Origin of the sequence: Hymenobacter koreensis (assembly GCF_039541855.1) — a bacterium.
Taxonomy (GTDB): domain Bacteria; phylum Bacteroidota; class Bacteroidia; order Cytophagales; family Hymenobacteraceae; genus Solirubrum; species Solirubrum koreensis.
Map to the genome: position 1 here is coordinate 53,708 of NZ_BAABHA010000015.1, position 21,289 is coordinate 74,996.

Consider the following 21,289-nt stretch of genomic DNA (forward strand, 5'->3'; position numbering starts at 1 on the left):
TTTGTGCGTTAACCGCCGCAGCCGCTGGTGCGGCGGGCCTGCTCGGCGGGCAGGTAGCCCAGCTTTTCTCCCCGCCGAAAAAACTCGCAGGCCTCTCGTTTGCGTCCCTGCTTTTGCGCCACCCGGCCCAGCAAAAAATGAATCTGGCCGCTATACGGTTGCATTAGCAGCACCTGCTGGTAATCGGCGAGGGCGCTGGAGTATTCGCCCATCTTGAAAAACGCCAGCCCGCGGTAGGTTAACCATTTTGCCGATGGCGCCTGCTGTGCCGACCGCTGCCGCAACCCTACGCTCAGGTCGTGAACCGCGGTGGGAAACCGGCGGTGCTCAAAAAGCCAGACCTCGCCCCGTGCCAGCCAGGCATTGCTCAGGGCGGTATCAAGCACTAAGGCCCGTGAAAAGCTCTGGATAGCCACTTTCGGTTTGCCCTGCGCGGCTTCGCACTGCCCAATACGGTACAGAAGCTGGGCGGCAACCCGGTTGTCGGTGGTATGAGCCAGGGCGGCTACGTAATCGGTGCGGGCCTGCTGGTAATTGCGGAGCACCAACTGCTCTATCTCGGCCCGCCGCCGCAAGGCTTTCACGTGGTCGGGCTTTACATACAGCGCATCGGATAAGTAGCTATGGGCGGTGCTCCACTCACGCTGCGTGTATGCCCGCAGGCCGTCGCGGTAGTTGTTGGCGGCAGTAACGCGGTCCATCACCCATTTCAAGCTGAACCCGAAAACCAGCATACCCAGCATCACCACCGCCACCAGTTGGTAGTCGCGGCGGGTAAAGCGGGCTTTGCCGCGGCGTACGTAATGCCGCTCGGCCGACGCTGCCGGGCGCCGGGTGCGCAGTGGCGCAGGCGGTGGCATGGGTACGCCGTACACGTGCTGGGCCTGCGGCCGGTAGGCTTGGGCGCGTCGTTGCTCCTCACCCCGCAACGCGGCCGTGCGCAACTGATGGTCATAAGCAGCCCGCCGGCCGGCATCGGCCAGCACTCTATATGCGGCAGCTACTATTTTAAATTGCTCCTCGTAGCGCGTACTTCCCCCGTTACGGTCGGGATGATACCGCAAGGCTAATTGCTTGTAAGCCTGCTTTATATCGGCCAGCGTAGCCGACGGAGCCACGCCCAGCACCTGGTAGAGGGTTTGACTCACGGGGGCTCGGGAAGAAGGTAAAAGTACGGCAAGTTCAGACGCGCGGTCTGCTTTTCCGTATGAATGCCTCGGTCAGTACAACTCCGCTCCGGCGGTTGAAGTTCGACCGATCCGCTTGCTTTTCTTTGCCTCCGCCCGTCCTTCTCACCTAACCGAATCTGCCGCCGTATGGCTACCGACGACGACAAAACGCCCCGCAACGACTCCCTGATGAGCAATCTGATGGGCTACCTCGACACGCGCATCGATCTAATTCGCCTCGAGGTCCAGCAGAAAGTGAAAACCGCCTTCGTGGGCGCGGCGCAAGGCATCACGCTGGCCCTACTGGGGCTGCTGTTCCTAATTTTCCTGAGCATCTTCGCGGGCCTGGCTCTTAACAGCGCCCTCGACAGCCACTACTGGGGCTTCGGCATTGTGGCGGGCGTTTATTTGCTGCTGCTCATCATTTTTGTGGTGGGCGTAGGGAAAAAGCTTTACCAAGGCCTAGCCGACAAAATGCTGGACGACACCATCTATAAATCGGACAAGCGCCAATAACCACCTCAACAGCTGCGCTATGAGCGAATTGCATAACCCGCTGTTCGACGACGAACGGGAGTTTCTGGAACGCCAGAAGCTGGAATACGAACGCGCCCTGCTGGGCGACGTCGACCACATCAAGGGCCAAACAGCCCGCGTGAGCAAATACGTGGCCATTGGAGCTGCCTTGCTGGGCGGCTTCTGGCTGGTCAGCAAAGTGCTGCGTAGCTCCGATGATGACGACGAGTATGAGTACCAGCCCGCTAAGCTGAAGAAAGGCAAAAAAGGGCAGCGCAAACCCCGTTTAGCACCGCAGGCCGATGATTACGGCTTCGGCGGCGGGGAACACCCGCGCGCTCAGTTAGCCCCCGACGTATACCACGCCGCGGCTGACTCCGACCCTTTTCCCGCTTTCGATGCGGGTGGCCAGGCCTCGGCCGTGGTGCCGGTGGCTCATTACCAGCCCCAAAAACGCTACCGGCAGCCCGAGCCGCAAAACTCGCTGGTTTGGGATACGCTCAAAGCGTTTGCCGAGTCCGACGCGGGCAAGATGCTGATCGGTCAGGCAACGGGGGTGCTCATTGCGGTGGTTACCCGTAAGTTGAATGACTTGATGGATGTAAACAAAAATTCGGACCTTGCAGCTTCGGCCACTGAGCCTGAAACCAAGGACATCGACTTTGTCATCCACCACGACGACGCGCATGCGCCTAACCCGCCTGCATGACGACCTGTACGCCCGTCGGCACCGCGGCCAGAAATCTTTGGCCGTGTTGCTCGATCCTGATAACCTCGACGAGGCGGCTTGTCGGCGTATTTTAGAATTGACTACGGCACATGCCGTTGATTACTTCTTCGTGGGTGGCAGCTTGGTGACTACGCAGCACCAAGCTGCCTTGCTGCGTTTGCTGAAATCGGCATCTGATGTGCCTGTGGTGCTGTTCCCCAGCAACAGCTTGCACATTGACAGCCAAGCCGACGCCATTTTGCTGCTCTCGTTGATTTCGGGCCGTAACCCCGATTTCCTCATTGGCCAGCATGTGGTAGCCGCTCCGCTTTTACGCGACAGCACCCTTGAGATATTGCCCACGGGTTACATGCTCGTTGACACCGGCCGCCAAACCACGGCCAGCTACATGAGCGGCACCACTCCCCTGCCCTACGATAAGCCCGCTATTGCCGCCTGTACTGCCATGGCCGGCGAACAGTTGGGCCTGCGGCTCATGTACCTCGACGGCGGCAGTGGGGCCATGTACCCCGTGGCTCCGGCCATGATTCGGGCCGTACGCCAAGTCGTCGATACGCCCATTATCGTAGGCGGCGGTATCAATACTTCCGAAAAGGCTCATGCGGCCCTGGCTGCTGGTGCCGACGTAATTGTAATCGGCAACCAAATCGAGAAAGAGCCTACGTTCCTGAGCGAAGTATCGCGGGTGGTACGCACCTTTAACGCCGTACCTAGCGCACTTTTGAATTAGCTGAAGCAAACTAGACCCCAGCAAAAAGCCCCGAGCCGTTTCCGACTCGGGGCTTTTTGCTGGGGTTTAGTTTGCCATTAAATGTTCATAGCCGATTCACGACGGCGCATCTTACCAGCCGGAATACCAAACATCATTTTAAACCGGCGACAGAAGTAAGCGGTGTCTTTGTAGCCGACCTCTTTACCGATGTCGCGGATGCTCTTTTTGGTGGTGCGCAGCAGGAATACGGCGCGCTCCATGCGCTGGTACTCGATGTAGTCCTGCGGGTTAATGCCCGTCAGCATTTTAAAGTACTGGCCCACATAGTCTTCCGATACGTTGGCTACGCTCGACAGTACCTTGTTCGACAGGTCGCCGCCTAGATTTTCCTTGATGTAGTTAAACAGGTCGATCAGGCGTGGATCCTTGAAGTACGTGCTGTTGGTGGCCAACTGTTCCACGAACATCTTGTTCTTCAAGATGTAGCGAATGATTTCCACCACGATGTTCTCCGTGTAAATGGATACCAGACGCTCACGGCCGGGAAGCTCCTGCAGGCTTTCTTCCACCACCTTAATGATGAGGTTGGCCAGCTTGGAATTGCCGCTGATGAGGAACGCTGGCACGTCGAGCGAGGCGAAGAAGTTCACCGAATCGAACACCTTGGCCTCAAACGATACGAACGAGTGGCTTTCCTCAGCATCACCAATCAGGTCCAAGTCATCGTTCGAATGAAAGAACTTGTCCTTGTTGCTGATCAGGTCATCGTTGGTAATGACTTTGCCGCCCGTCTCGCCGTAGGTCACGCGGGTAGCACGGCCGCCCGGGATGAACAACATGTCACCTTCTTCAATGACCTGCTCATCTTCACCGAAGGTAATACGGCCTTTGTGCAACAGGATCAGATTGTTGCCGACGTCGTAGGAATTGCGAACCGTAAAAGGCTGCTGCAATACCAGGTTTTTGGCTTTTATATATCGAACCCCTAAAGATTCGATGACTTTATTGTAATCTTCCATATTTGGGTGCGGTAGGCGGGTGGCTGTTTGAGGAAACCGTGGGTGCGGCTGCTACTAGACAATGCAAAAGAAGATATAAAAATTCACAAAAACGAAAACCCAGCCAAAAAATTGGCTGGGTTTTGTGCAAGAGTTCTGACTTTAAGGCAATTCGAAATCTACTTGAGAATTTCCCGCGAGATTACAATTTTCTGAATCTCAGAAGTTCCCTCGTAAATCTGGGTGATTTTGGCATCGCGCATCATGCGCTCCACGTGGAATTCCTTTACAAAGCCGTAGCCACCATGAACTTGTACTGCTTCCACAGCCGTGTCCATAGCCACTTTGGAAGCAAACAGCTTGGCCATGGCGCCCGACTTGGCGTAGTCTTGGTGCGCGTCCTTGTCGTGAGCCGCTTGCAGGCATAGCAAACGCGCCGCGTCAATGTTGGTGGCCATATCGGCCAGCTTGAACTGAATGGCTTGGTGCTGCGAGATGGGCACCCCAAACGCCTTCCGCTCCTTCGAGTACTTCACCGACAGCTCGTAAGCGCCCGAAGCTATACCCAGTGCCTGTGCGGCAATGCCAATGCGGCCACCGGCTAGCACCTGCATGGCGAATTTAAAGCCGAAGCCATCGTCGCCGATGCGGTTTTCCTTGGGCACCTTCACGTCGTTAAACATCAGCGAACAGGTGTCGGAGCCGCGGATGCCGAGCTTGTTTTCCTTGGGGCCCTGGATAAAGCCATCCATGCCCTTCTCCACAATCAGCACGTTGATGCCGCGGTGCTTGAGTTCGGGGTTGGTTTGGGCTACCACCAGATACACCGAGGCGGTGGTGCCGTTGGTAATCCAGTTTTTGGTGCCGTTCAGCAGGTAATAGTCGCCTTTGTCTTCGGCAGTGGTACGCTGCATGGTAGCATCGGAACCGGCTTCAGGCTCGCTCAAAGCGAAGGCACCAATAATTTCACCCGAACACAGGCGGGGCAGGTATTTCTGCTTCTGTTCCTCGGTGCCGTACTTCTCCAGGCCCCAGCACACCAGCGAGTTGTTCACCGACATGATAACCGAGCAGGAGGCATCGACCTTGGAAATTTCTTCCATGGCCAGCACGTACGACACGGTATCCATGCCGCCACCACCGTACTCGGGGCTCACCATCATACCCATAAAGCCCAGTTCACCCATTTTCTTGATTTGCTCGGCGGGGAATTTCTGGTGCTCGTCGCGTTCGATAACGCCAGCCCACAGCTCGTTCTGGGCAAATTCGCGGGCGGCAGCCTGCACGGCGAGTTGTTCTTCGGTGAACTGAAAATTCATGCGGGGAATCGATTAGAAAGGGAACGGGAAAGACCGTCTAGAGAACGGTGCATCAAAAGTAGGCATGCCTACAACAGCTTTCCAACCCGGAGGTTGGATATCGGGCCGAAGCCCGGCATTGCAAACACCACAGTAAAACCCAGTAACGGCCTGTAGGTTGGAAAAAAATGGTACCCTGGCTGTACAGCCAGGGTACCGCTTACCAATGAGCTATAACAACCGGCGCCGCTTAGCTGCGGCGGTTGCCGCTCATGAAAATGCTTACGTAGTACAGCAACGTGGCCAGGGAGCTGATGGCCGCCACCACGTAGGTCATGGCAGCCCACCAGAGGGCGTCTTTGGCCATGGCGTGCTCCTGAGTAGTTACAATGCCGCGCTGGTCAATCCAGGCCAGGGCACGCTTGGAAGCATCGAACTCCACGGGCAGCGTCACAAAGCTGAAGAGTGTGGTGAGCGAGAACAGCGCAATGCCCAGGCCCAACGGAATCATGGTGGTGCGAATCATCAGCACCCCAGCCAGCAGAACAAACGGCATAAAGCGCGATACGGCGCTTAAGGCCGGCACCATGGCCGAGCGGAACTGCAGCATGTTGTAGGCCGTGGCGTGCTGCACGGCGTGGCCGCATTCGTGGGCGGCCACGGCCGCGGCGGCCGCCGAGCGGCCATCAAACACCTCGGCGCTGAGGTTTACGGTTCGGTCCGTGGGGTTGTAGTGGTCCGACAACCGGCCTTCCACCGACACCACGCGCACGTCGTGAATTTTGTTGTCGGCCAGCATCAGCTCGGCAATTTGCTTGCCCGACAGGCCGGAGCTCAGCCCGATTTTGGAATACTGCGAAAACTTGCTGCGCAGGCGCCACTGAATGAGCAGGCTTACCAGAGTGAAGCCAATCAGCAGGATGTAAAACGAGTTAAAAGCCATGTCTTGAGCGGTTCTTAAAGGTGAGCGGCGTGGCATCCGGGGAGGAGGCACATGCTCCCTCCTTTACGGCTCCAGTCCTTTGGTGATGCGCTCGACGATGCGCGTGGTGCTGTAGCCTTGCACCAAGGGCACCGTAAGCACCTGCCCGCCGTTATTTAACACAAACTCGTGGCCCACAATTCCGCTGATGGCGTAGTCGTCTCCTTTTACCAGCACATCGGGCCGCACGAGTTGAATCAGTTCCAGCGGGGTGGGTTCGTCGAACAGCACCACGGCGTCTACAAACAAAAGAGAGGCCAGCACCCGCGCACGTGACACTTCGTCTTGCAGGGGCCGGCCGGGCTTTAGGCGGCTGACCGAAGCATCGGTATTCAGTCCCAACACCAGCACATCGCCCAGCGCCCGGGCCTTTTCCAGGTAATCGACGTGGCCGAGGTGCAAAATATCGAAGCAGCCGTTGGTAAATACCACCCGGCGGCCTTCGCGGCGCCACGCGGCGAGCTGCTCACGGAGCTGTTCGGGGCTGACGATTTTATCCTTGGTCGGCATGCAAAGCAGTCGTTTCGGCAGGTTCTGGGTTTAGCAGGGAAACCCCACGGCCCGATTTCATGGCGCTGGCTACAAAGCTGATGCCGCCCATTAGCACCACTAAAATGGTTTGGGAGCCGTGTACCACCAAAGCGTAAGCAATGGCGGCTTCTTTGGTTAAGCCATACACTAACAGCGTGTTTCTTACCATGAGGTGAAACACCCCGATGCCGCCTTGCACCGGAGCCGCCATGCCAAACGCCCCAAACGTAAGTACCGATAAGGCCGCCATAAGCCCCAGGCCCAACGTAGCTGCAAAGGCAAAGAAGGCGAGGTAATCCATGAGGAAGTATACCAGCCACGTGAAGAAGGTGTGGAACCAGAACAGGCCCTGGCGCTTCACTTTCCGCAGGCTGAATACCCCGGCCAGAATGCCCTTTACAAAAGCCGCTGCCCGCGTAAAGTAGCGGTTACGACGCAGCCGCTCCAGATTGCGAATACCCAGTACCAACACAATAACACCCAGTATCAGCAGCACTATGCCTATGCTCAGCAGTAGCGCTCCGCGTTGCTCTATAATGCCGGCTTTGTCGGCCACGGCCGAGGCCACGAAATCCCAGAACTTGCCGAACTCCAGCAACAGCACCGTACCCAGCAGCAGAAAGAGCACCAGCACGTCAATAATCCGCTCGGTAATAACCGTTCCTAACGACACATTCACGGGCACGCCGCCCATGCGCCGCAGCACTGAGCAGCGAATAACTTCGCCAGCGCGTGGCAGCACCAGATTGGCTAGGTAACCCACCATCATGGCATGGTACACGTTCCAGTAGGAAGTGCGGTGATTGGAAGCGTCGAGCTGCATTTTCCAGCGGTAAGCCCGGCTGAAGTAGCCCAGTGCCGACACCAACGCCGTGATGCCAATCCAGAAGTAATTAGCCTCCCGCAGCGCCTGGCCAATTTTGCTTAAGTCCTGGCCCCGTATAGCATACGCCATCAGTAGTCCCGACAGGGCCAATAACAGCGCGTATTTGAGAATGTCGATGAGCTTTTTCATAGCGCAGTTATCAAGGCCTCGGCTAAGCAGAGTGGCCGCGAGGCCTACCCCAGCCGGTTATGCTGATCGGGGAATACCACCGTTGGCTGGTGTTGCCGCGCTACGGCGAAATCGATGAGGGCGTACGAGAAGACGATGATGATGTCGCCCACCGCTACCCGCCGGGCCGCCGGGCCGTTCAGGCAAATCATGCCCGAGCCCCGTTCGCCCTTGATGGTATAGGTTTCCAGTCGTTCACCGTTGTTTACGTTTACCACGGTTACCTTCTCGTTTTCCACCATGTTTGCGGCGTCGAGCAGGTCTTCGTCGATGGTAATGCTGCCCACGTAGTGCAGCTCGGCCTGCGTAACCTTTACGCGGTGAATTTTGGATTTAAGAACCTCGATTTGCATAGATGGCAAGGCCGGTAAATTTGGCCGGTAAAGATACAAAGCGGCGCCCGAGCGCCCGGCAGCTTATGCCTGCCCCCCGGAATTTCTTTGCGCCGTAACAGACGCCGGGTGAACCAACACGTTGTCGATTAAGCGTACCCCGTCCAGCCAAGCTGCTAGGCAAATGACTACATCACCCCCAGCCGTAAGGTCGGGCTGCAAGGTTTGGGCATCGGCTATTTCCAGATACTCCAGCTCAATGCCGGGGAAGCCCCCAAGGAACTTCTGTGCTTCGGCCTGGGCCACAGCAGTACCGGCCGGCAGATGCGCTGCGGCCAGCAGCAGGGCTTCGTGTAAACGCGGCGCTACTTGTCGTGCTTCCGGCGAAAGACGACGGTTACGCGACGACATGGCCAAGCCGTCGGCTTCACGCACGGTAGGAGCAGCAATCAGTTCTACGTCAAAGCCAAGGTCGGCCACCAGTTGTCGCACAATGGCAACCTGTTGCCAATCCTTCTGGCCAAAATAAGCTCGGTGTGGGCGGGCCAAGTGAAATAATTTACTGACCACAATGCCCACGCCGTTAAAATGGCCCGGCCGGTGGGCTCCTTCCATCACGCGCTCCAGCGGTCCAAAATCCAGCTGGAGCACGGCCGGGCGTGGGTACATTTCCTCAGGAGTGGGGGCAAAGAGGGCGGTGCAGCCCGTGTTGCGCAAGAGTTCTGTATCGGACTCGAGTACCCGGGGATACTTATTGAAGTCTTCGGCGTTGTTGAACTGCGTGGGGTTCACGAACACGCTGACAATCACCACATCATTCTCGGCCACAGCGGCTCGCACTAATTCCAGATGGCCGTCGTGCAAGGCACCCATGGTGGGTACAAAGCCGATGCGGGAACCGTCGCGGCGCCACATTTCGGTACGGGCTTGCAACGCGGCGGCAGTTTCAAGTATCTCCATGAAAACAGAGGCCCTTTGTGAGGGTCGGGTGGGTGATATAGTGGATTTATCGGGCAAAATTGTTTAATTTTGTGCGTCCCAATGGTATATCCTTTTCCAAACCTCTTCTTTCACCCCGTATGTCGAAGCTAAGAATACTCTATGCTGCCACGGAAATCAATCCGTTTTTGCAAACGACCCGGGTAGCGGAGTTCCTGCGGCGCCTGCCGCAAGGTATGCAGGAGATGGGGATGGAAATCCGCATTTTTGTTCCGCGCTTCGGTATCATTAACGAACGCAAAAACCGCCTCCACGAGGTGGTTCGCCTATCGGGCATCAACATTGCAGTGGGCGAAGACGAGAAGCCGCTCATCATCAAAGTAGCTTCTATTCCGAACGCCAAGCTGCAGGTGTACTTTATCGACAACGAGGACTACTTCCACCGCAAATCGGTACTGCGCGACAAGAACGACCAGTTTCACCCCGACAATGACGAGCGCGCCATTTTCTTCTGCAAAGGTGTACTCGAAACAGTAAAGAAACTAGGCTGGTCGCCGGATATTGTGCATTGCAACGACTGGATGACCGGTTTGATGCCGCTATACCTGAAGACGACCTACAAAAAGGACCCGATTTTCAAGGATGCGAAGTCGATATTCACTGTGTACAACAATGAATTCGACTACAAATTCGACAGCAACATCATCGAGAAGGCCAAGATGCTCGACATTGATGACTCGATGCTGGCCGCACTGCAGTCGGCTGACTTTCAGGGCTTCATCAAGATTGGCATGGAATACGCCGACTCAGTGGTACGTTCCGACGAAGATTTCAGCGACAACGTAAACGCGCTCTTCAGTGAGTACGCGAAAGGTCGCAACATCGGGCAGGTTGCCGACGACGAGAACCTGCTCAATTCCTACTACACGCTGTATAATGAATTGGCCAACTAGGCTATTTGCCTCGCGGACGTTAGGAGCTATGCTGCTGACGTCCGCTTTGTTTTCGCTCGGTTCGTGCGAAGACCCCAATGAGTTGGGCCTTGAATTGCCCGGCACTACTTCCATCACCACCCAGTACCGCGACTTTCCGGTAACGGCCTCCACCATTCTGCAGGATTCGCTGCCCACGCTTAAGCGCGACTTGTGGCTGGCTGGCCGATTGCGTGACGTGAACACCGAGGCCACCATCACGGCAAGCTCAGCCCTAAACCTGATTGTGAGCGGCGACTCGCTGCCTTCAGCGTTTACCGGTGCCACCTTGGATTCCGTTGTACTGTACGCCGGTATCAACAAGGTTTACGGCATCAGCACGCCAGCCAGCTTTGAGGTTCGTCGACTGACTACTAGGCTGAGCGAAACGGCTGTTTATAACGCCAATACCGCCATTCCCGCAACTGGAGCTCCGATTGCGTTAACAGGTCCCGTGAAGCTCAATCCGGTTAGTCGTCAGTTGGTTGCCCCTGGTTCGGCTACCGATACCACCACGCGTTTGGTACAGGTACCGCTGCACATGACGTTGTCCAAGAAGGTCAATCCCAATCCCTTCTTTGTCAACGTATTTAACGAACTGAACCGTGGCGGCTTCACTCAGCAGACGCTGAACGGAATTTGGCCCGGCTTCGCGTTGGCTCCGGCTGCGTCGATGCAGAATACCATCTTGGGATTCAACCGTACCCCAGAAGCCGAGGTATTTTTTTACTTCTCCGTAACGGGCCCCGGAAGACCCCGCAGTTTGAGGTACCGCTTGTACTATGGTGATGCAGCGGCTAACGGCAGCGGTGCCGCAGCGCCTCGTTATTTCACGCACATCGACTATAATCGGGCCGGTGGCCGATTTGCCGGCCTGAACACCGATGCCGATTCCGTACGCTCGGATTTGTCGAATAATCTGGTGTACGCTCAAGGTGGAACTGGCTTGGCTGCCAAGCTCACCATTCCTGATTTGAACGCCCTCCGTGGCCCCCAGGGGTTAATTATTAACCGCGCGGAACTGATTGTACCTATTCGGCCGCTCTCCAACGTACAGTTTGCGCTGCCCAATCAATTGTACCTCTTCGAGGCGAACAAACGCAACCGAATTCTGCAACGTGTTGTGGTAGCCGAGCCCAAAGAACGCGTTGTTCAAGCCGATGGGCAGAATCCACGGGGAACCGATAACCCCGGAGCGTTAACGGTGGTGGATATTGGCAACGGTAACCGCGCCTATAGCATGTCGCTAACGGCCTACCTGCAAGCTTACATCAGTAACCAATTGGAGGGCGAATTGCCTTCGGGCTTTATTTTGCGGCCCACTTTGCTTAGTGCAGGCCAACTCTCCCTCGACCGCGCCGTACTGAACGCCTCCGACATTCGCCTGCGGGTATACTACTCGACGCCTAAGCCCTAGCGCTGGGAAGTTGCCGTTTTGGCACGAGCTTTGCCTCCGGGCCGCCTCTGTTTCTTTGCTGACTTTTATTTTTCCTGACGCCGTATGTGCGGAATAGTTGCTTACATCGGACACCGCGAGGCTTGTCCCATCATCCTGAAAGGCCTTCGCCGCCTCGAATACCGCGGCTACGACTCGGCTGGTATTGCTTTGCTTAATGGACAGTTAAATGTCTATAAGAAGAAAGGCAAGGTAGCTGACCTGGAGGCGTTTATCGCCGACAAGGATATCCACGCCCACATCGGCATGGGCCATACCCGCTGGGCCACGCACGGTGAGCCGAATGATGTAAATGCGCACCCGCACTATTCTACGTCGGAGCGTATCGCCATTATTCACAATGGCATCATTGAGAACTACGCGGCCCTGAAGACGCACCTGCAGCAGCAAGGCCACGAGTTTCATTCTGATACCGACACGGAAGTGTTCGTAAACCTCATTGAGGAAATTCAGAAGCAGAACAAATGCTCGCTGGAAGAAGCCGTACGTTTGGCCCTGCACGAGGTAATTGGGGCTTATGCCATTGTTGTGCTTAGCAACGATGCGCCCAACCAGCTCATTGCGGCCCGGAAAGGCTCGCCGCTGGTAATTGGAATTGGCGAAGGCGAGTTTTTCCTTGCCTCCGACGCGACTCCGATTATTGAGTACACCAACGAGGTCGTGTACGTTAACGACTACGAAATTGCGGTTATTCGCGACGGCAAGCTCGATCTGCGCAGCAAGGAAGACGTTGTACAGACGCCTTACATTCAGAAGCTGGAGATGGAGCTCGACAGCATTGAGAAAGGCGGCTATGACCACTTCATGTTGAAGGAAATCTTCGAGCAGCCCAAATCGATTCTGGATTCGATGCGCGGACGTCTGGAGCTGGAAGCCGGTCACCTGAACATGGGCGGCGTGCGCGCTTTCGAGCAGAAGTTCATGAATGCCCAGCGCATCATCATCGTGGCTTGTGGTACTTCCTGGCACGCCGGCTTGGTAGCAGAATACCTCATTGAGGATTTCGCACGCATTCCGGTAGAAGTGGAGTATGCCTCGGAGTTCCGGTACCGCAATCCGGTGCTGTCGGAGCGCGACATTGTTATTGCCATTTCTCAATCGGGCGAAACGGCTGACACGCTGGCAGCCCTAGAGTTGGCGAAGAGCAAGGGTGCAACCATTTTTGGTATCTGCAACGTGGTCGGTTCGAGCATTGCTCGGGCTACTGATGCTGGTGCCTACACTCACGCCGGCCCGGAAATTGGTGTCGCTTCTACTAAAGCCTTTACGGCTCAGGTAACGGTGCTGACTATTCTGGCCATGATTGTGGGCCACCGCCGCGGTACGCTTTCCGACGTGAAGCTGCGTGAACTGATGGTGGAACTGTACACGATTCCACAAAAAGTAGAAAAGGCACTGGGGTTGGATACTGAAATCCGCCAGATTGCCGAAATCTTCAAGGATGCCACCAACTTCCTGTACTTGGGCCGTGGCTATAACTTCCCGGTGGCTTTGGAAGGTGCGTTGAAGCTCAAGGAAATCAGTTACATCCACGCCGAGGGGTACCCCGCGGCAGAAATGAAGCACGGTCCTATTGCCCTCATCGACGAGAATATGCCGGTGGTGGTTATTGCCACCAAGGACAGTTCGTACGAGAAAATTGTATCGAACATTCAGGAAGTAAAGGCCCGCAAAGGCCGCATCATTGCGGTAGTAAGCGAGGGCGACACGACTATTCCATCGATGGCTGAGTTTGTGGTGGAAGTTCCTCACACTTCAGAAGCGCTGATGCCGCTGGTATCGGTGGTGCCGTTGCAGTTGCTGTCGTACCACATTGCGGTGTTGCGTGGTTGCAACGTTGACCAGCCCCGCAACCTGGCGAAGTCGGTAACGGTAGAGTAAGCTTGAGTTAATTATTGCAAAAGAGCCGCTTCGGAAGCATCCGAAGCGGCTCTTTTTTGTGTTACTAAGGTAAGTCTAGAGGGCAAATGATTCCCCTTGCTGCACCATGCGCTTGAGGAGTGGGCAGATTTTGTACCGCTCGTCGTGCGTGTCCTGCCACAGTGCTTCCAATACTTCGTACACCCGCGCAACTCCGATGGCATTGGCCCATTCGAAAGGTCCTTTAGGGTAGTTGGTACCCAGCTTCATGCCCAGGTCAATGTCGCGCACGGAAGCCGTGCCCTCTTGCAGGGTGAAACACGCTTCGTTGATGATCATGCAGATTACGCGAGGCGTTATAAGGCCCACACGGTCTTCCACTACCTGGAAGTCGGTACCTAAAGTGGCACAGATTTCGGCTAGCCTATCGGCATCGGATGCTGCGAGCAAGCTGGTTTCCAGCAACGGGCGGTTGAGCAGCGTAGGAAGGCCGCAAAAGCCGAATACGGGATAAGACGGCCGGTTACGACCGCCGAAGCGAGAGGCCAACGACTCGGTGGCAGCTTCCACGAACACCACTACGCCTTCGCGCTCCTCGTAGAGCGGGCCGTAATTGCCGAAATCGAACACCACGTCTATGGTTGGCAGCACATCGTCGAGCACCTGCATGGCTGGCTCCACGTCATCGACGAGGCGCGTATCGGCTTCGGGCACGAAAGTGTATTGGTGCTGAGGGCCAAATTTTTGGCGCAGCTCCGCGGCTACGTGGTGGCCATCGAGGACGAGTAGGTGCATGGTTTTAACTAAGTTCAGGCCACGAAAGTAGGGCTTCGGTCCGCATCCTCCCGCTTATGAGCAACACCATCATCCAAACCAGCAACGCCCCGGCCGCCATCGGCCCCTACAGCCAAGCCGTGAAAGCCGGCAATACCGTGTACGTTTCGGGCCAGATTGCCCTGGATCCGCAAAGCGGCCAAATCCTCGGCGAAGGCGACGTAACGGCCCAAACGCACCAGGTAATGCGCAACCTGCAAGCGGTGTTAACCGAAGCCGGCTATTCGCTGCAGGACGTGGTGAAGTGCAGCATCTTTGTGAAAGACCTCGGCCATTTCGGCACTATTAACGAACTGTACGGCTCTTACTTTGGCTCCGGCCCCTATCCTGCCCGCGAAACCGTAGAAGTAAGCCGCCTGCCCAAAGATGTGCTGGTGGAAATTTCCTGCATTGCGGTCAAATAACGAGCTAGCCACCAAGCACAATACCGGCATCTGAACTGCCGTTGAGGCGGTACGCCTGCACAAGTGGGCGTACCGCTTCTTATGAAAGAACTTGGACTCGGTTTGTTGCTGGTGGGGCTGATATCGTTGGTACTGCCCTTCACAGGCATGAACTTCATTTTCCTGAGCTGGATTGAGCAGTGGGGCGCTACCATTGGCTGGGTTATCCGGGCCGGTATTACCCTGCTTGGACTGGCGCTGTGGCTGGGCTTCAAGAACCGTGACTGATGCGCAAAACTGCTGCCGCAAAGCTTCCCAAACCGCTGCGTAAGCCAGCCTATTTCCCGTCCGAGCAGGTTCTGACGCGCACCTTTCCGCCGGAGCTAGCCCGACAGCGGGAATTCGAGGAGTACCACTTCATCGGATTCGATTTTAGCCAGACCAACCTGAGTGGGTGGCGCTTTAGCGAGTGTTTGTTCGAGAACTGCAACCTGGCCGGCGCAAACATTGGCAATACTGCCTTCCAGAACGTGGCCTTTGTGGGTTGCAAGCTGCTGGGCTTGCCGTTCCATGCGTGCCGGGAAATGCTGTTCGGGGTGCATTTTGACCAGTGCCAACTCGATTACGCTTCGTTTCAGGGCCGGGTGCTGCCCAACACTCGCTTCGTGGGCTGCACCTTGCAGGAAGCCGATTTCACGCAGGCGGATCTTTCCAAAGCCGTTTTTCAGGACTGCATGCTCCGGCGCACGGTATTTCGCCAAACCCGCTTGCTGGGCACCGACTTTACTACGGCCCAGGAAGTAAGTCTGGACCCGGCTCAAAACGAGGTGAAGCATGCGCGGTTTGCGCTGCACAGTCTGCCCGGGCTCTTGGCGCACTTCGATCTGGATATTGTTAGCGCATAAGGCCCGAAAGGATTGTGTGGTTGCTGGCTTGAGCCGCATTCAATCGGTTTTTACCTCCATCCTTCGTTCCCCTATGCGTACCTTTGCGCCGCGTTTTGGCCCCGGCAGGTAAGTCGCGGCCGACATTGTCGTTTTCGTATGGAAAGAGAAGTTCGGGTGCGGTTTGCGCCCAGTCCTACCGGTCCGCTGCACATCGGCGGCGTGCGCACTGCGCTGTATAACTACCTGCTGGCCCGCAAGCTGGGCGGCAAGATGCTGTTGCGCATCGAGGACACCGACCAAAACCGCTTCGTTCCCGGCGCAGAGCAGTACATCATGGATTCGCTGCGCTGGTGCGGCATCGAGATTGATGAAGGTATTGAGCAGGGCGGCCCGCACGCACCCTACCGCCAGAGCGAGCGGAAGCCCATGTACCGTCAGTACGCCGACCAGCTGATTAACGACGGGTACGCTTACTACGCTTTCGATACGCCCGAAGAGCTGGACGCCATGCGCGCCCGCCTCACGGCTGCCAAGGTGCCCAATCCGCAGTACAACAGCATCACGCGCACCCAAATGCGCAACTCGCTCACCCTGCCCGAAACGGAGGTGCAGCAACTGTTGGAAAGCAACACGCCCTACGTGATTCGCCTGAAGGTCCCGCGCAAGGAAGAAGTGCGCTTCAACGACCTGATTCGCGGCTGGGTAGTGGTGCACTCCTCTTCCATCGACGACAAGGTGCTGATGAAGTCGGACGGCATGCCGACCTATCACCTGGCGAACATCGTAGATGACCACCTGATGGAAATCACCCACGTGATTCGGGGCGAAGAGTGGCTGCCCTCGGCCCCGCTGCATGTGCTGCTGTACCGCTACCTGGGCTGGGAAAGCACCATGCCGCAGTTTGCCCACTTGCCCCTGCTGCTGAAGCCCGACGGCACCGGCAAGCTGAGCAAGCGCGACGGCGATAAGCTGGGCTTCCCGGTTTTCCCGCTGGAGTTCCACGGCACCGACTCCGAAACCGGCCAGCCTACCGTGAGCAGCGGCTACCGCGAATCGGGGTACCTGCCCGATGCCTTCATCAATTTCCTGGCTTTCCTGGGCTGGAATCCCGGCACGCAGCAGGAGCTGTTTACCATGGACGAGCTGATTGAGGCCTTCTCGATTGAGCGCGTGAGCAAGTCGCCGGCCCGTTTCGACCAAAACAAAGTACGCTGGTACAACGAGCAGTACCTGCGTGCCAAGCCCGACGGCGAGCTGGCGCAGTACCTGCTGGAGTCGCTAGAGAAGCAAGGCATCAGCAATGTACCCGCCGACAAAGCCGAACAGATTGCGGCCTTGGTGAAAGAACGCGCCACCTTCCCGGCCGATTTGGCCCGCGAGGCCCAGCTGTTCTTCCAGCGCCCCACCAGCTACGACGAGCAGGTTATCAGCAAAAAGTGGAACGCCCAGGTAGCTGGTACCCTCGCGGCCTTCGCTCAGGAGCTTCCTGCGGCCGCCGACACCACGCCCGACGCCATCAAGGCCCTGTTAACCCAGGTGGTAGAAGGCCAAGGCATGAAGCTCGGCCAAGTGCTGCAGGCCTTGCGCGTAGCCGTAACCGGTGCCGCCGCCGGCCCCGATTTGATGGCCATCATGAGCATTCTGGGTCCAGAGGAAACCGCCGAGCGCATCCAAGCGGCGGTTACTAAACTCACCCCATCGGCCGCTTAATAGTCGGCATCAGGTATTTCGTGCATCCGTAGGCAGGGCCGTTGCGTAGTTGAAAGGCTACGCGGCGGCCCTGCTGGCTTTTTTGAGCCCTTGGGTACTGTTGGCGTAGTCTCACCTTCAGATGCGACCCTCATGGCTAAGAAACCCGTTAAGAAAAAGCAGCAGGACCCGGATAAAAAGCCGCGGGTGCACAAAGAGCTGGAAGGCTTTGAAATTAAGGTGAACCCCCTGGGCGAAATCACCTCTAGCTATTCCATTGAGCAGATCAACGAGTTTCTGAACCGCCACGTGCGCGACAAAAAACTGGTAAACCGCGACGGGCAGTTTGGCGAAAAGGAAGAGGAAGAAGAGCTTCCGCTGGAAGAAGGCTTGGTAGAAGAGCCCGAGGAATCGGACGAGGAATTTATGCGCCGTACTTCCAAGGAGGCCAAGAAAAAGAAGGGCGCCGAGGACGACACAACGTTACCCTCCTCCCCCGACGCCGATTAATTATCCGTTTGAGAACCGATGCGCGTCCCCGGTTGCGGTGTGCCCTGGGTAAAAACTGAGGGTGCGCCACAGCCGGGGACGCATATTTATTACAGCTTCGTTATACTTGCCGCACCATCATTTCTATCCCTAACATGCGTTCCCACGACGTTGACTACCGCATCCTCGGCCACGACATTCAAGTGCTTGAAGTAGAGCTGGACCCCGGTGAAACCGTTATTGCCGAGGCCGGCACCATGGTGTACATGGACGAAGCCATTGCCTGGGATACCCGCATGGGCGACGGCTCGGAGCCCGACCAAGGGTTCTTTGGCAAGCTGATGTCGGCTGGTTCGCGCCTTATTACGGGTGAGTCGCTGTTTATGACTCACTTTACTCATGCTGGTTCCCACGGTAAGGCCAAAGTAGGTTTCTCAGCCCCCTATCCCGGCTCCATCATGCCTTTGGATTTGGCTACGCTACCCAACGGCCTCATCGTGCAAAAAGATGGCTTTCTGGCGGCAGCCCGGGGCACCAAACTGGCCATTCACTTCAATCAGCGCTTGGGTTCGGGCTTTTTTGGCGGCGAAGGCTTTATTCTGCAGAAGCTGACCGGCGACGGGAAAGCCTTTATTCACGCCGGCGGCACCGTTATAGAGCGTACGCTGCGGAATGAAATGCTGCGCGTGGATACAGGCTGCGTAGTGGCCTTCGAGCCCGGTATAGACTTCAGCGTGGCGCGGGCCGGGAACCTTAAATCGATGATTTTTGGGGGCGAAGGCTTGATGCTGGCCACGCTACGCGGCTCGGGCCGCGTGTGGCTACAGTCGATGCCGGTGAAGAAGCTGATCCAGGCGCTGATGCCCAACGGGGCAAATGCCCAGAAGGAAAGCGGCGGCGTATTAGGTGGCTTGGGCCGGATTCTTGATCAGTAAGCCTTTCCGATTCTGCGATATAACAAAACACGCCGGGCGGCTCTAGCATTGCTGAGAGCCGCCCGACGTGTTTTGTTTTCGAATGGCTTAGTTGCCGTTGGCCAAAACGAACTCCGACGGGGTATTGGTGTCGGCTTCGGGCTGCGAGGCGATTATGCCAAGGCTGACGATTAAGGCCACAACGAGTAAGCCAAGCAGGCCTACCATAGCGCGGGAGCTTAATATGTCTCTGGTTTCGGAAGAGCGGTTACGCTTGCGGCGGGAGGTGTAGGTGCGGGAAGCGTGGGCGGAGGAAACAGTAAAAGTGGGCAATGGGCGTGACCGTTAGGTGGAAACAGTTGCACCAAAATATATTATTTCAACAATAAAAAATATAGCAGTATCCGATTTTTACAACCTCTCGGTTTATACCCGCGTATTGATAGGCTTTTTATTTTTTCAGCCTTACCAACTCTGTGCCTTGCAGTACGCCTTGTTGGTAGATTTCGCGGGAAACTACTTGGCCTGTGGTATCATAGCGCTGCCACGTCCCAAACCAATAATAGTGCAGCGTATCGGTTTGGGTGTCGAGTCGGGCCTGCCCCCGGGCCGCTAGCTTACCGTTGGGATGGTAGTCTCGGATGTTTACCACTCCATGCTGGCGGTACTGTTCTTTGCGCCAGCGGTGGCCGGCCGGGTGCGTGTACGTCCAGCGGCCTACCGGGCGCCCTTGCTGGTAACGGCCACGCGAAACGCGAATGGTTTCCGCCGCATCGTAGTACTCATGCCAAGGCCCTTGGCGCCGGCCTGCCTCATCGAATCGGTTGCGTGACCAAAAGCCGATGGGACCGTGGGTGCTATGGCAACTACTGACTATCAGGCCGCTGGTTAGCCAAAGAAGCTTTAGCCCATAGCCTATTCTTGTGGGAGTAAATGCACGGAACGACAGACACATGCGCGTGAGGCAGGGCTTGATAATGGCCCGCGCTTCAAGCTATGATTATTTGTCTACGATTTCTGTTCAAGCAGTGCCTCCAGCAGTTCGCGCGAATTACTTAGTCGGGGCACCTTGTGCTGCCCTCCTAGTTTGCCCTTTTTTGCCAGCCAGGCTTCGAATGTACCCGGCGCGGCCACGGTAAGCACGGGCGGCTGCAGAGCCATGTCGCGGTGGCGTTTGGCGTCGTAATCGGAATTAATCTGGCGTAGGGTAGTATCAAGCACTTCGGCAAACTGCTGGGCGCTGGCGGGCGGCTGCACGAACTCAACGAGCCACTGGTGGCCGCCGCGCGAGCCGGCTCCGGCCTCGAAATAAATGGGCGCCGCCGTAAAGTCGCGCACCAGGGCGCCGGTGGCTTCGGCGGCAGCGGCTACGGCAGCTTCGGCGTTTTCTACCACCACTTCCTCCCCGAAGGCGTTCAGGAAATGCTTGGTGCGGCCCGAAATGCGGATGCGGTACGGCGCTAAGCTGGTGAAGCGCACGGTGTCGCCGATGTGGTAGCGCCACAAACCGGCATTGGTACTGATGACGAGAGCGTAGCTCGGGCCTACTTCCACTTGCTCCAGGGTGAGGGCACGAGGCTGTTCGTGGTCGAGCTCAGCTGCGGGAATAAACTCGTAGTACACGCCGTGGTCGAGCAGCAGGAGCATATCCGAGCTGTCGGGCTGGTCCTGGAAAGCAAAGTAGCCTTCAGAGGCGTTGTAGATTTCGAGGTAGCGCATCTGCTCGTGCGGAATGAGCTGGCGGAATACCTCGCGGTAGGGACCGAACGCCACGGCGCCGTGCAGAAACAAGCGCAGGTTGGGCCAGATTTCGGGAATGGGCCGGCCGCCGCCTAACTCCGATACGCGCCGCAGCAGCAGAATCATCCAGGTGGGCACGCCCGCCAGTGTCACCACGTTTTCGTGCAGCACGTGGCGCGCCATGCGTTCCAGCTTCTCCTGCCACTCATCGAGCAGGGCTAGCTCCAACGGCGGCGTACGGCGGCTTTGGGCCCAGCGCGGCAGGTTGTGCATAATCACCGCCGACACGTCGCCAACGTGCGAGTGGGCATCCGTAGGGCGGAAAGGGTTAGGGCCGTGCGAGCCGCCCAGCGCCAGGGTTTTGCCGCGCAGAATCCCGGCCTCCGGGTACAGGGAACCAGCCAGGGCCACCATGTCGCGGCCGGCGCGGTAGTGGCCGTTTTCCAGCGACTCAGACGTAACGGGAATGTACTTGGAGCGGGCGTTGGTGGTGCCCGAAGACTTGGCGAACCACTGCACCCGGCCAGGCCACAACACATCAGCCTCGCCGCGCAACACCTGCTCGATGCGTGGATACAGCTGCTCGTAGCTGCTGATGGGTACGCGGCTGGCAAACTCAGCGGCCGATAACCCGTCGGTGTACCCGTACTCGCGGCCCCAGGCCGTGTTTCGGGCAGTATGCAGCAACTGTTTCAGCACCTGGGCCTGCAGCTCGTGGGGCTGGCTGCGCACCTGCTCCACCCGCCCCAAACGTTGCTTTAAAGCCCAGGACAGAAGTTCGTCAATCATGTATGGCTGGTCATTT

The 21,289-nt window shown here is 57.0% G+C and carries 24 protein-coding genes; 12 read left to right on the top strand and 12 right to left on the bottom strand.

The genetic code is table 11. The features are described 5' to 3' along the window. Positions 1 to 8 precede the first annotated feature (8 nt). Positions 9 to 1,148, bottom strand: coding sequence for a J domain-containing protein (locus tag ABD903_RS18980; protein ID WP_345226883.1), 1,140 nt, complete (start codon positions 1,146 to 1,148; stop codon positions 9 to 11). 168 nt (positions 1,149 to 1,316) lie between these two features. Here ABD903_RS18980 and ABD903_RS18985 point away from each other — a divergent pair, with 168 nt between their 5' ends. The 3 genes from ABD903_RS18985 to ABD903_RS18995 are packed head-to-tail and all read left to right on the top strand — an operon-like array spanning position 1,317 to position 3,145. Continuing rightward, entirely contained in the window at positions 1,317 to 1,685 is a 369-nt protein-coding gene (locus tag ABD903_RS18985) for a phage holin family protein (protein ID WP_345226884.1), read from the top strand. Between the two features lie 19 nt (positions 1,686 to 1,704). Next, a complete protein-coding gene (locus ABD903_RS18990) occupies positions 1,705 to 2,394 on the top strand; it encodes a hypothetical protein (RefSeq protein ID WP_345226885.1) in 690 nt (229 codons plus the stop codon). After that, positions 2,372 to 3,145 carry a phosphoglycerol geranylgeranyltransferase gene (locus ABD903_RS18995; RefSeq protein ID WP_345226886.1) on the top strand — a complete coding sequence of 258 codons (774 nt, stop codon included), beginning with the start codon at positions 2,372 to 2,374 and terminating at the stop codon, positions 3,143 to 3,145. The genes ABD903_RS18990 and ABD903_RS18995 overlap by 23 nt, the downstream gene beginning before the upstream one ends. Before the next feature lie 77 nt (positions 3,146 to 3,222). Here ABD903_RS18995 and ABD903_RS19000 read toward each other — a convergent pair whose 3' ends face one another. The 7 genes from ABD903_RS19000 to panC all read right to left on the bottom strand — a co-directional run bounded on the left by ABD903_RS19000 (position 3,223) and on the right by panC (position 9,282). Beyond that, the gene (locus ABD903_RS19000; RefSeq protein WP_345226887.1) at positions 3,223 to 4,146 is read right to left on the bottom strand and encodes a helix-turn-helix domain-containing protein; all 924 of its coding nucleotides are present in this window, start codon (positions 4,144 to 4,146) and stop codon (positions 3,223 to 3,225) included. Positions 4,147 to 4,304: 158 nt separating this feature from the next. Beyond that, positions 4,305 to 5,444, bottom strand: coding sequence for an acyl-CoA dehydrogenase (locus ABD903_RS19005; protein WP_345226888.1), 1,140 nt, complete (start codon positions 5,442 to 5,444; stop codon positions 4,305 to 4,307). A 229-nt stretch (positions 5,445 to 5,673) separates the two neighbouring features. Further along, on the bottom strand, positions 5,674 to 6,366 hold the full coding sequence (locus ABD903_RS19010; RefSeq protein ID WP_345226889.1) for a zinc metallopeptidase: 693 nt from the start codon (positions 6,364 to 6,366) through the stop codon (positions 5,674 to 5,676). Positions 6,367 to 6,429: 63 nt separating this feature from the next. Beyond that, the gene (gene rfaE2, locus ABD903_RS19015) at positions 6,430 to 6,915 is read right to left on the bottom strand and encodes a D-glycero-beta-D-manno-heptose 1-phosphate adenylyltransferase (RefSeq protein WP_345226890.1); all 486 of its coding nucleotides are present in this window, start codon (positions 6,913 to 6,915) and stop codon (positions 6,430 to 6,432) included. Then, a complete protein-coding gene (locus ABD903_RS19020; protein WP_345226891.1) occupies positions 6,899 to 7,951 on the bottom strand; it encodes a lysylphosphatidylglycerol synthase transmembrane domain-containing protein in 1,053 nt (350 codons plus the stop codon). The genes rfaE2 and ABD903_RS19020 overlap by 17 nt, the downstream gene beginning before the upstream one ends. 44 nt (positions 7,952 to 7,995) lie before the next feature. Further along, the gene (panD, locus tag ABD903_RS19025; RefSeq protein WP_345226892.1) at positions 7,996 to 8,343 is read right to left on the bottom strand and encodes an aspartate 1-decarboxylase; all 348 of its coding nucleotides are present in this window, start codon (positions 8,341 to 8,343) and stop codon (positions 7,996 to 7,998) included. Positions 8,344 to 8,406: 63 nt separating this feature from the next. Beyond that, the gene (panC, locus tag ABD903_RS19030) at positions 8,407 to 9,282 is read right to left on the bottom strand and encodes a pantoate--beta-alanine ligase (protein WP_345226893.1); all 876 of its coding nucleotides are present in this window, start codon (positions 9,280 to 9,282) and stop codon (positions 8,407 to 8,409) included. Between the two features lie 119 nt (positions 9,283 to 9,401). Between panC and ABD903_RS19035 the strand changes: the two genes are divergently transcribed. The 3 genes from ABD903_RS19035 to glmS all read left to right on the top strand — a co-directional run bounded on the left by ABD903_RS19035 (position 9,402) and on the right by glmS (position 13,569). Further along, positions 9,402 to 10,214, top strand: a complete 813-nt coding sequence (locus ABD903_RS19035; RefSeq protein WP_345226894.1) for a glycogen/starch synthase — start codon at positions 9,402 to 9,404, stop codon at positions 10,212 to 10,214. A 28-nt stretch (positions 10,215 to 10,242) separates the two neighbouring features. Further along, positions 10,243 to 11,649, top strand: coding sequence for a DUF4270 family protein (locus ABD903_RS19040; RefSeq protein WP_345226895.1), 1,407 nt, complete (start codon positions 10,243 to 10,245; stop codon positions 11,647 to 11,649). 84 nt (positions 11,650 to 11,733) lie between these two features. After that, the gene (glmS, locus tag ABD903_RS19045; protein WP_345226896.1) at positions 11,734 to 13,569 is read left to right on the top strand and encodes a glutamine--fructose-6-phosphate transaminase (isomerizing); all 1,836 of its coding nucleotides are present in this window, start codon (positions 11,734 to 11,736) and stop codon (positions 13,567 to 13,569) included. 75 nt (positions 13,570 to 13,644) lie between these two features. Here the strand turns inward: glmS and ABD903_RS19050 are convergent, their stop codons facing one another. Then, entirely contained in the window at positions 13,645 to 14,343 is a 699-nt protein-coding gene (locus ABD903_RS19050; protein WP_345226897.1) for a 3-hydroxyacyl-CoA dehydrogenase family protein, read from the bottom strand. Positions 14,344 to 14,399: 56 nt separating this feature from the next. Between ABD903_RS19050 and ABD903_RS19055 the strand changes: the two genes are divergently transcribed. From ABD903_RS19055 to ABD903_RS19080, 6 genes are all read left to right on the top strand, one after another. Further along, the gene (locus ABD903_RS19055; protein WP_345226898.1) at positions 14,400 to 14,786 is read left to right on the top strand and encodes a RidA family protein; all 387 of its coding nucleotides are present in this window, start codon (positions 14,400 to 14,402) and stop codon (positions 14,784 to 14,786) included. An 81-nt stretch (positions 14,787 to 14,867) separates the two neighbouring features. Then, positions 14,868 to 15,053 (top strand): hypothetical protein, encoded by a 186-nt coding sequence (locus ABD903_RS19060; protein WP_345226899.1) that lies wholly within the window; start codon positions 14,868 to 14,870, stop codon positions 15,051 to 15,053. Continuing rightward, a complete protein-coding gene (locus ABD903_RS19065) occupies positions 15,053 to 15,670 on the top strand; it encodes a pentapeptide repeat-containing protein (RefSeq protein ID WP_345226900.1) in 618 nt (205 codons plus the stop codon). Before ABD903_RS19060 ends, ABD903_RS19065 begins: the two co-directional genes overlap by 1 nt. A gap of 138 nt (positions 15,671 to 15,808) precedes the next feature. After that, positions 15,809 to 17,362 carry a glutamate--tRNA ligase gene (gene gltX / locus ABD903_RS19070; protein ID WP_345226901.1) on the top strand — a complete coding sequence of 518 codons (1,554 nt, stop codon included), beginning with the start codon at positions 15,809 to 15,811 and terminating at the stop codon, positions 17,360 to 17,362. Between the two features lie 132 nt (positions 17,363 to 17,494). Next, the gene (locus ABD903_RS19075; RefSeq protein ID WP_345226902.1) at positions 17,495 to 17,851 is read left to right on the top strand and encodes a hypothetical protein; all 357 of its coding nucleotides are present in this window, start codon (positions 17,495 to 17,497) and stop codon (positions 17,849 to 17,851) included. Positions 17,852 to 17,985: 134 nt separating this feature from the next. Then, positions 17,986 to 18,765, top strand: a complete 780-nt coding sequence (locus tag ABD903_RS19080; RefSeq protein ID WP_345226903.1) for a TIGR00266 family protein — start codon at positions 17,986 to 17,988, stop codon at positions 18,763 to 18,765. A gap of 87 nt (positions 18,766 to 18,852) precedes the next feature. On the opposite strand, the gene ABD903_RS19085 is transcribed toward ABD903_RS19080, so the two are convergent. The 3 genes from ABD903_RS19085 to ABD903_RS19095 form a co-directional block, all read right to left on the bottom strand. Further along, on the bottom strand, positions 18,853 to 19,077 hold the full coding sequence (locus tag ABD903_RS19085; protein ID WP_345226904.1) for a hypothetical protein: 225 nt from the start codon (positions 19,075 to 19,077) through the stop codon (positions 18,853 to 18,855). Positions 19,078 to 19,195: 118 nt separating this feature from the next. Further along, positions 19,196 to 19,699: a toxin-antitoxin system YwqK family antitoxin gene (locus ABD903_RS19090; protein ID WP_345226905.1), complete on the bottom strand. Its 504-nt coding sequence runs from the start codon at positions 19,697 to 19,699 to the stop codon at positions 19,196 to 19,198. Positions 19,700 to 19,752: 53 nt separating this feature from the next. Further along, positions 19,753 to 21,273, bottom strand: a complete 1,521-nt coding sequence (locus tag ABD903_RS19095) for a GH3 auxin-responsive promoter family protein (RefSeq protein WP_345226906.1) — start codon at positions 21,271 to 21,273, stop codon at positions 19,753 to 19,755. Positions 21,274 to 21,289: the final 16 nt, after the last annotated feature.

Excerpts from the sequence above, each read along its gene's own strand:
- ABD903_RS18985 (WP_345226884.1), top strand. The coding sequence starts at position 1,317 with ATGGCTACCGACGACGACAAAACGCCCCGCAACGACTCCCTGATGAGC.
- ABD903_RS18990 (WP_345226885.1), top strand. The coding sequence starts at position 1,705 with ATGAGCGAATTGCATAACCCGCTGTTCGACGACGAACGGGAGTTTCTG.
- ABD903_RS18995 (WP_345226886.1), top strand. The coding sequence starts at position 2,372 with ATGCGCCTAACCCGCCTGCATGACGACCTGTACGCCCGTCGGCACCGC.
- ABD903_RS19000 (WP_345226887.1), bottom strand. The coding sequence starts at position 4,146 with ATGGAAGATTACAATAAAGTCATCGAATCTTTAGGGGTTCGATATATA.
- ABD903_RS19005 (WP_345226888.1), bottom strand. The coding sequence starts at position 5,444 with ATGAATTTTCAGTTCACCGAAGAACAACTCGCCGTGCAGGCTGCCGCC.
- ABD903_RS19010 (WP_345226889.1), bottom strand. The coding sequence starts at position 6,366 with ATGGCTTTTAACTCGTTTTACATCCTGCTGATTGGCTTCACTCTGGTA.
- rfaE2 (WP_345226890.1), bottom strand. The coding sequence starts at position 6,915 with ATGCCGACCAAGGATAAAATCGTCAGCCCCGAACAGCTCCGTGAGCAG.
- ABD903_RS19020 (WP_345226891.1), bottom strand. The coding sequence starts at position 7,951 with ATGAAAAAGCTCATCGACATTCTCAAATACGCGCTGTTATTGGCCCTG.
- panD (WP_345226892.1), bottom strand. The coding sequence starts at position 8,343 with ATGCAAATCGAGGTTCTTAAATCCAAAATTCACCGCGTAAAGGTTACG.
- panC (WP_345226893.1), bottom strand. The coding sequence starts at position 9,282 with ATGGAGATACTTGAAACTGCCGCCGCGTTGCAAGCCCGTACCGAAATG.
- ABD903_RS19035 (WP_345226894.1), top strand. The coding sequence starts at position 9,402 with ATGTCGAAGCTAAGAATACTCTATGCTGCCACGGAAATCAATCCGTTT.
- ABD903_RS19040 (WP_345226895.1), top strand. The coding sequence starts at position 10,243 with ATGCTGCTGACGTCCGCTTTGTTTTCGCTCGGTTCGTGCGAAGACCCC.
- glmS (WP_345226896.1), top strand. The coding sequence starts at position 11,734 with ATGTGCGGAATAGTTGCTTACATCGGACACCGCGAGGCTTGTCCCATC.
- ABD903_RS19050 (WP_345226897.1), bottom strand. The coding sequence starts at position 14,343 with ATGCACCTACTCGTCCTCGATGGCCACCACGTAGCCGCGGAGCTGCGC.
- ABD903_RS19055 (WP_345226898.1), top strand. The coding sequence starts at position 14,400 with ATGAGCAACACCATCATCCAAACCAGCAACGCCCCGGCCGCCATCGGC.
- ABD903_RS19060 (WP_345226899.1), top strand. The coding sequence starts at position 14,868 with ATGAAAGAACTTGGACTCGGTTTGTTGCTGGTGGGGCTGATATCGTTG.
- ABD903_RS19065 (WP_345226900.1), top strand. The coding sequence starts at position 15,053 with ATGCGCAAAACTGCTGCCGCAAAGCTTCCCAAACCGCTGCGTAAGCCA.
- gltX (WP_345226901.1), top strand. The coding sequence starts at position 15,809 with ATGGAAAGAGAAGTTCGGGTGCGGTTTGCGCCCAGTCCTACCGGTCCG.
- ABD903_RS19075 (WP_345226902.1), top strand. The coding sequence starts at position 17,495 with ATGGCTAAGAAACCCGTTAAGAAAAAGCAGCAGGACCCGGATAAAAAG.
- ABD903_RS19080 (WP_345226903.1), top strand. The coding sequence starts at position 17,986 with ATGCGTTCCCACGACGTTGACTACCGCATCCTCGGCCACGACATTCAA.
- ABD903_RS19090 (WP_345226905.1), bottom strand. The coding sequence starts at position 19,699 with ATGTGTCTGTCGTTCCGTGCATTTACTCCCACAAGAATAGGCTATGGG.
- ABD903_RS19095 (WP_345226906.1), bottom strand. The coding sequence starts at position 21,273 with ATGATTGACGAACTTCTGTCCTGGGCTTTAAAGCAACGTTTGGGGCGG.